At 32.5% G+C, this 8,171-nt stretch carries 7 protein-coding genes; 5 read left to right on the top strand and 2 right to left on the bottom strand.

Annotation, left to right across the window (positions count from 1 at the left end):
* Positions 1–163 precede the first annotated feature (163 nt).
* The gene (locus Q0C22_RS10025) at positions 164–1,123 is read left to right on the top strand and encodes a sulfurtransferase (RefSeq protein WP_291494360.1); all 960 of its coding nucleotides are present in this window, start codon (positions 164–166) and stop codon (positions 1,121–1,123) included.
* A 109-nt stretch (positions 1,124–1,232) separates the two neighbouring features.
* Positions 1,233–2,348 (top strand): DNA polymerase III subunit beta, encoded by a 1,116-nt coding sequence (gene dnaN, locus Q0C22_RS10030; RefSeq protein WP_291494362.1) that lies wholly within the window; start codon positions 1,233–1,235, stop codon positions 2,346–2,348.
* Here the strand turns inward: dnaN and Q0C22_RS10035 are convergent, their stop codons facing one another.
* Complete coding sequence (locus tag Q0C22_RS10035) at positions 2,349–2,693, bottom strand: cupin domain-containing protein (protein ID WP_025392815.1); 345 nt, start codon at positions 2,691–2,693, stop codon at positions 2,349–2,351.
* A 123-nt stretch (positions 2,694–2,816) separates the two neighbouring features.
* Here Q0C22_RS10035 and Q0C22_RS10040 point away from each other — a divergent pair, with 123 nt between their 5' ends.
* Positions 2,817–3,032, top strand: coding sequence for a hypothetical protein (locus Q0C22_RS10040; RefSeq protein ID WP_291494366.1), 216 nt, complete (start codon positions 2,817–2,819; stop codon positions 3,030–3,032).
* Positions 3,033–3,116: 84 nt separating this feature from the next.
* Positions 3,117–3,857, top strand: coding sequence for a DUF815 domain-containing protein (locus Q0C22_RS10045; RefSeq protein WP_291494369.1), 741 nt, complete (start codon positions 3,117–3,119; stop codon positions 3,855–3,857).
* Positions 3,858–3,860: 3 nt separating this feature from the next.
* Here Q0C22_RS10045 and Q0C22_RS10050 read toward each other — a convergent pair whose 3' ends face one another.
* Entirely contained in the window at positions 3,861–4,658 is a 798-nt protein-coding gene (locus Q0C22_RS10050) for a YihY/virulence factor BrkB family protein (RefSeq protein WP_291494371.1), read from the bottom strand.
* 201 nt (positions 4,659–4,859) lie between these two features.
* Between Q0C22_RS10050 and nifJ the strand changes: the two genes are divergently transcribed.
* Positions 4,860–8,171, top strand: a 3,312-nt coding sequence (gene nifJ, locus Q0C22_RS10055) for a pyruvate:ferredoxin (flavodoxin) oxidoreductase (protein ID WP_291494373.1), incomplete at its 3' end; no start/stop codon positions are given.

Here is an 8,171-nt window from a genome sequence, read left to right on the forward strand (position 1 = left end):
ATTTTTTGTCAAATTTTTTCTTAAAATTTATATTATTAATTAATTATCTATATAATGAAATTTCAATAATAATTTAATGTATTAAAACAATTAATATAGATGACATATTGACTTTGATTTTGGGAATACATATCATATGGAAAAATTTACTTGGGAGGTTATTATGAAAAAGCTGGTGTTTATTTTTTCAGTGTTTGTGTGGCTCATTGGTAGCTTTAGCATTGCATTTGCAAAAATTGGTATAGTTACACCTCATGAATTAACTTCGATGATGAAAACAGATAAAAATTTAGTAATTATCGATGCAAGGGATCATAGCTCATACATTGCATCCCACATACCAAAAGCCATCAATATATCTCCGACAGGCAGTTTATTTACTGGCTATGGGCCAAATCCTTTTGCTGTAGTTGATTCAAACCCACAATTGCAAAAAGTATTATCTCAAAAAGGTATCAAAAATGATTCAGATTGTGTGGTATATACAGGATCTTCTACTGCTTTTGGTGTTAAAGGTGGTAATCCTGCTTTTGCTCTAACCAGTGCAACACGCATAATGGCAGTACTATATTATGCTGGTGTTAAAAATGTTTATTACCTAAACGGTGGTTTTGACAAATGGGTAGACGAAAAATTACCTGTCCAAAAAGGTGACTATGCTTTAAAAACCAGCCATTTTGTTATTGTAAGAAATAATCCATTTGTATTTGCAAACGAAGATTTTATAAGATGGGCAGTTAAACACGAAAACGAAATTCAGTTTGTTGATTCCAGAATGTATCCAGAATATACAGGGCAGGTTAGTGATGAAAAGTTTGGTGTTTCAAAACTCGGTCATATTAAAGGTGCAAGAAATGTATTTGTTGGCGAATACATGGAAAAAGTTGACAATTATTATATAATTAAACCAAAAGCTCAAATTGAACAAATACTTCAAAAAGCTGGCATTGATCCAAATAAGCCCATGATCTCATATTGCCACATTGGTTATTGGGGAAGCGGTTTATGGTTTATTGCCAATGCTATTTTAGACAATAAACTTACATGGGATTATAATGGATCATTAGTTAAAGCTTCTATGGATAAAGACATTCCTTTTGTAAAAGGACCCAATCCTTACTAAGCTAACCTGGCAAGATAGCTTTTTAAGCTATCTTGCGCCTTTCTTTTAAAAATGGATTTTTATATTTTTTTAAATATAATAACTTAGAAAATTTGAGTAAGGGGGTTTTATGCAGTTTAGTATTGATGCAAGTATAATAAAAAAAATAATTCCAGGTGTATCCGGTGGTTTATCAAAAGATAAAAATTCAATATTGAGCAATTACCATGTTAGCATAAAAAACAAAACACTATCTTTAAGCTCTTCAAATAACATTGTTCAAATAAATATAACTTCTTCCATTGAAAGCGAAGGCAGCTGCGAATTTTTAGCAAAACCTGATTTATTTGAAAGATTAAAAGCATTAAATGGAGAGATATTTTTTGAATTAGAAGATAATTTGCTAACAATAAAAAACGGTTCTTACAAAACCACAGCAAAAATTTTCGACAGCAATGACTATCCTTTAGAAACAACTAAAGATTACAAAACTGTTACTACTTTTGATACAAATGATATTTTAGAACTGCTAAAAGCTCACATTGCAAGCAGCAAAGATGATGAACAAACAAGGGAGTTTACAGGTGTACTGGTCGAAATTGATCAGAACAAAGTAAATTTTGTCGCAACAAATCGCTCAAGGCTTTTTTGGATAAATAAAGAAATAGAAAACAAAACAAACTTTTATTGCATAATTGAAAAAGAAAGCATATTACAGCTTGGTCGCATTTTAAAACCTAACGATAAGGTTAAGATACTCTATAAGGAAAGTTCTGAAAATATAACCAAAATAGCTTTTCAAAGTAATAACGCAACGATAATTTCAAAAGTAATAAATGGACAATTTCCTCAATATCAAGCAGTTGTGTTGGAAGATGCTCAAAATGTATCGTGTATAGTATTGGATAGAGAATCTCTAAAAAGTTCACTTCAAAAAGTATTGGCTCTATCAAGCGATGAATTGGCTGTTGTTGAATTTGATATTAAAGAAAATACTGTAGTGTTAAATGTTACCAACAAAGAAGGCGAAGTTGCAACAGATATTGTAAATTTTTTGACCTGCGAAGATAAAGCGCACACTCAAATTGTCCTTAATATCAATGGTCGCTATACCATGGATTTCTTAAACAACGTACAATCTGATTCGATTTATTTTTACTACAAAGAAGCGATTAAACCTCTTGAATTAAAAGCAATTAGCGAAAGTAAAATAAATTACATATTTGTCATGACACCTGTAAGATAACTACAATTTATTTAGCCAGAAGCTAAAATCTCTTCCAGGAACAAAAATATCAAGGCCAACTGAAGCCTCATTAAGTAGATTTGTTACTACATGAGGTTCGTTTGGCTCAATAAAAACGCAATCGTTTTGTGATAGTATAACCTCTCTATCTTTGTTTTTTACAGACATTTTGCCTTTCAATACAACCAATACCTGGGCATTTTCATGCGCATGTTCTGGCGAAGCATGAAAAGGTGGTTTTATAAAATACTCTATTGAAATAGATTTTTGGTCACAAAGACTTACACGCTTCCAATCCTTTTGAGGTTCATAATTTTTTGCACTTTCAAAAAATATTACTTTCATTATTTGCCTCCTTTCTTTTAAAAATATATTGATTTATTAAAAAAATCAATCTTTGGTAATTTTACTTTAATTTTACCAAAAAAGCATAAAGTCCTTTCTCAAGAATTACTTGGAGGTGTTTGAATGATAAAGAAGTTATTAGCTTCATGTGTAGTTGTAGGTTTGATGGTAAGTCCAGTTTTGGCTGCAGAAAATGCAAAGCCGGCTCCAGCAAAAAACGAAACAAAAGTTGAGAAAAAAGCTGTTGAGAAAAAAGCTGTTGAGAAAAAAGCTGTAGCCAAAAAAGCTCCAGTTAAAAAAGAAGCTCCAAAAAAAGCTGAAAAAACAGAAAAAAAGTAAACTTCCGCAAACTTAAATGAGTTGGGTAGCAATGCTCAACTCATTTTTTTTGAAAAAATCCTGGTTTTTATATATAATATATTTATGTTTGAAAATCATTTGATTGCAAGATGGTATAATGGTTACCTTAAAGAAATTGATGGTTTTAGTGCACCTAAAAAATTGCTTTTCCTTGATAAGCAAATAGAAATTGCAAGTAAAAATACACTTGCTGTTGTTAATGGTTACGAAGCCCTTAATATGTTTTTTTATGGCGAAAATGGACTTGGAAAGTCGTCGCTTGTCAAGTATTTGATTGATAAATTTAGTCCAAAAGGTCTAAGATGCATAGAATATTTAGAAGAAGATGTATATTCAATTTATGAGTTATTCGATTTCATAAAAAAAAGTGAGTATAAGTTTTTCATTTACTTTGATGATCTTGCTTTTGAGGATAATGATAAAGAATTTAGAAAGTTTAAATCCATTATTGAAGGCTTGCTTGAAGAAAAACCAAAAAATTGCATTTTTTTGGTTACCTCAAACAAAAAACACCTTATAAAACAAAAAGTTCTTACACTCGATAGTGATATATTTGAAAAAGAAGAAGAAAATGAAAAATTATCTTTATTTTCACGTTTTGGACTATCAATTGGTTTTTATCCACTTGAAATTTCAAACTTTTTAGAAATAGTAAAATTTTACCTTAGTGAATTTAATGTTAAAATTAATTTTGATATAAAACAAGAAGCCAAAAATTTTGCTTTATCATATGGTATCTATAGCGGACGCGTTGCCAAACAATTTGCTCTATTAAAATTTATTGAGCAATTTTCTGTACCATAGCCCTTAGCTTGTTTGCTCTAAATTGCGGACAATATAAGCCCCTATCAAAAAAACACAAAAAAGCAAATAAATCCACACTAAAAAAGCAATATAACCCCAAAAAGCTCCATATATAAAATTAAGTTTGCCAATATTTTTTACGTATATAATAAATAGTCTTTTTAAAATTTCCAGAACTAAAGCAAAAAAGAAAGCCCCTTTCGTTGCATTTTTAACACTTACTTTATTTCGTGGTAAAAATTTATATAACAAAAAAGCTATGATAAACAAAGATAAAAAAGGCACTATATAAATCCCAATAAAATCAATCAACAAAAAATGTTTAACTATATTTCTAAGTAATACATCTACAAATTCAATAGGCAAAAATAACCCTCCCAAATAGGCGACTATCAAAACCATTACTATTCCTATCAGTGTAATATAAACAAAAAACAAATCCAGAATGGATCTTTTTTTATTAAAATTAAAAATTTTATTTATATAAACATCAAGCATATAAAAATAAGACAGTGAAGTGATTGCATACAAAATTAAGCTAAAATAACTAATTTTTTTGTGTATAAGAGGCTTTATAATGTTTAAAATCGTACCTTTTAACATCACAGGAAAAATAAGTGTTATTTTTTGAACTATAAAATTATAATACTGGGTTGAACTTGATACAAGAAAAATTAATATAGAACTCAAAAAAAGCAAAAAAGGCACAAGTGCTAATATAAAGTAAAACGATAAAGAAGATGCAATTAAAAAACCATCATTTTTAGCAAAGCTAATAATACTTTTTAATACAGTGTTCATGATTATTAATATTGCCTAGAAACCAATTTTGTCAATGCAAATACAAATTTATAGAGGATTCTTATATTAATTTAATAAAGTTTATATACAATTAACAAAATGCAAAAAATCTATTTGACAAAAAAAATTAAATCTATTAGTATAATCCTAAATTAAGGTGGTTTTTTTATTTGAATTTATATATTTATTTAGGAGGTTGGGATGCCAAAGACAATGAAAAGCATGGATGGAAATACCGCTGCTGCACATGTGGCTTACGCTTTTACAGAAGTAGCTACGATTTACCCTATTACACCGTCATCAAACATGGCAGAAGCCGTTGACGCATGGGCTGCAGAAGGTAGAAAAAATATTTTTGGACAGACAGTAAAAGTTGTTGAGATGCAATCAGAGGCTGGCGCAGCTGGTGCAGTACACGGAAGCTTGGTAGGTGGTGCTCTAACATCAACATTTACTGCATCTCAGGGTTTACTTTTGATGATCCCCAATATGTATAAAATTGCGGGCGAATTATTGCCTGGCGTATTTCATGTAGCAGCAAGAACTGTTGCAACACATGCGCTTTCTATATTTGGAGATCACTCAGATGTTATGGCTGTAAGACAAACAGGTTTCAGCCTTTTATCATCCGGTAGCGTTCAAGAAGCTATGGATTTGGCAGCTGTAGCTCACTTAAGTGCAATTAAAGCCAGAGTACCTTTTTTACATTTTTTTGATGGTTTTAGAACATCACACGAAATACAAAAAATAGAAGTTTTAGATTACGAAGATTTAGCAAAACTTGTAGATTGGGAGGCAATTGAACGCTTTAGAAAAAATTCACTAAACCCAGAAAGACCAAAAATCATTGGAACAGCCCAAAACCCGGACATATTCTTCCAATCAAGAGAATCTGCAAACAGATTTTATGAAGCCGTACCAGATATAGTTGCTTCTTATATGGGCGAAATAAACAAGTTAACAGGCAGAAACTATAAGCCTTTCAATTATTACGGTGACCCAAACGCAGAAAATATAATAGTCGCAATGGGTTCAGTTGGAGAAACCATTGAAGAAGTAGTTGATTATTTAAATTCTAAAGGCGAAAAGGTTGGTTTAATAAGGGTAAGACTCTATAGACCGTTTTCACCCAAATACTTCTTTGAAGCATTACCAAAAAGCGTAAAGAAAATAGCCGTCCTCGATAGAACAAAAGAACCGGGCGCTTTAGGTGAGCCTTTATACGAAGATGTTAAAACCTTATTTTACGATACACAGAATGCTCCACTAATTGTTGGTGGTAGATATGGTTTAAGCTCAAAAGATACAACTCCGTCTCAAATACTTGCTGTATTCAAAAACCTTAAATCAGACAAACCAAAAGATCATTTTACAATAGGCATAGTTGATGATGTTACTTACCTATCATTACCAATAGATGAAGAAATTAATACTTCAGATAAAGACACAGTGTGTTGCAAATTTTGGGGGTTTGGCTCAGATGGTACAGTTGGCGCAAACAAAGATGCAATCAAAATTATTGGCGATAATACAGATATGTATGCACAAGGATATTTTGCATACGATTCTAAAAAAAGCGGTGGTGTAACGGTATCTCACTTAAGGTTCGGCAAAAAACCCATAAAATCAACTTACCTCATAGACTATGCAGACTATATTGCCTGTCATAAACAATCATATGTGTATTTGTATGATGTGCTTGCTGGCTTAAAGAAAAACGGCACATTTGTTTTAAACACTATCTGGGATGAATCCGAACTTGACAAGCACTTGCCAAATAAAATGAAACGCTATTTAGCAGAAAACAACATTAACTTCTACATAATAAATGCTACCAAGATTGCAAAAGAAATAGGTCTTGGAGCACGCATAAACATGATAATGCAGGCAGCGTTTTTTAAACTGGCAAACATCATACCTATAGAAACTGCAACAAAACTCTTAAAAGAAGCAATTGTTCACTCATATGGCAAACAAGGCGATAAAGTCATAAATATGAACTATCAGGCAGTTGATAGAGGTATTGATTCAATAGTAAAAGTAAATATACCAGAAAGCTGGAAAAACATACCTATTGAAGACGAAAAGAAAGATGAAAACCGTCCTGAATTTATAAAAAATGTCGTAGATGTAATGAACAGGCTTGAAGGCGACAAATTGCCTGTGTCCACATTTGTTGGCAGAGAAAACGGCGAGTTCCCATCTGGCACTTCTGCTTATGAAAAACGTGGTATAGCCATAGACGTGCCAGAATGGATCCCAGAAAATTGTATCCAATGTAACTTTTGTTCGTATGTTTGCCCACATGCTGCTATCAGGCCATTTTTGCTAAACGAAGAAGAAGTAAAAATCAAACCTGCTGATTTTGTTACAAAGAAGGCTATTGGCAAAGAAGTAAAAGGGTATGAATATAGAATACAGGTATCTGTGCTTGATTGTACAGGCTGTGGTAGTTGCGCCGAAGTATGTCCGACACCTAAAAAAGCCCTTGTAATGAAACCTATAGAAACACAAACCAAAGATATAGATAATTGGAATTTTGCAATTGAAAAAATCTCAGAAAAAGAAATACCTACAGATACTGTAAAAAATAGTCAATTTGCAAGGCCACTTTTAGAGTTTTCAGGCGCTTGTGCAGGTTGCGGTGAAACACCTTACGATAAACTAGTAACACAACTTTTTGGAGATAGGATGATTATAGCTACAGCTACTGGCTGCTCTTCTATCTGGGGTGCTTCTGCTCCTTCTATGCCATACTGCAAAAATTCTCAAGGCAAAGGCCCAGCATGGGGTAACTCTTTATTTGAAGACAACGCAGAGTATTGCCTGGGTATTGCTTTATCAGTTAAACACCAAAGAGAAGCTTTGCGTGAAGTAATTGAAAATATATTGAAAACAGATATGGATGAAACTTCAAAAGCACCATTTAAAAAATGGATTGATAATATGAATGATCCAAAGATAACAAAACAAGCAGCTCTTGAGATAAGCACTATTATTGCAAACAAAAATAAATATTCCTTAAGCGTGCAGGACTTGCTTTCAAAAGTAGAAAAAAGTCAAGATATGCTGGTTAAAAAATCCATCTGGGCATTTGGCGGTGACGGTTGGGCTTATGATATTGGATATGGTGGCATAGACCATGTAATTGCATCTGGCGAAGATGTCAATATACTTGTCGTTGACACAGAAGTTTATTCAAATACAGGTGGTCAATCATCTAAAGCAACACCTGAGGCTGCAATCGCTCAATTTGCTGCAGCAGGTAAGCGCACAAAGAAAAAAGATTTAGGCTTAATGGCAACAACTTACGGTTATGTATATGTAGCTCAGATTGCTATGGGAGCAGATTATAATCAAACACTCAAAGCTATTCAGGAAGCAGAAAGCTACCCGGGCCCATCGTTAATTATAGCATATGCACCATGTATAGCCCACGGTATAAAAGCTGGCATGGCAAAAGTTCAAGAACAACAAAAAAAAGCTGTTGAAGCGGGTTACTGGCATTTGTAT

This window comes from Desulfurella sp., assembly GCF_023256235.1.
Taxonomy (GTDB): Bacteria; Campylobacterota_A; Desulfurellia; order Desulfurellales; family Desulfurellaceae; genus Desulfurella.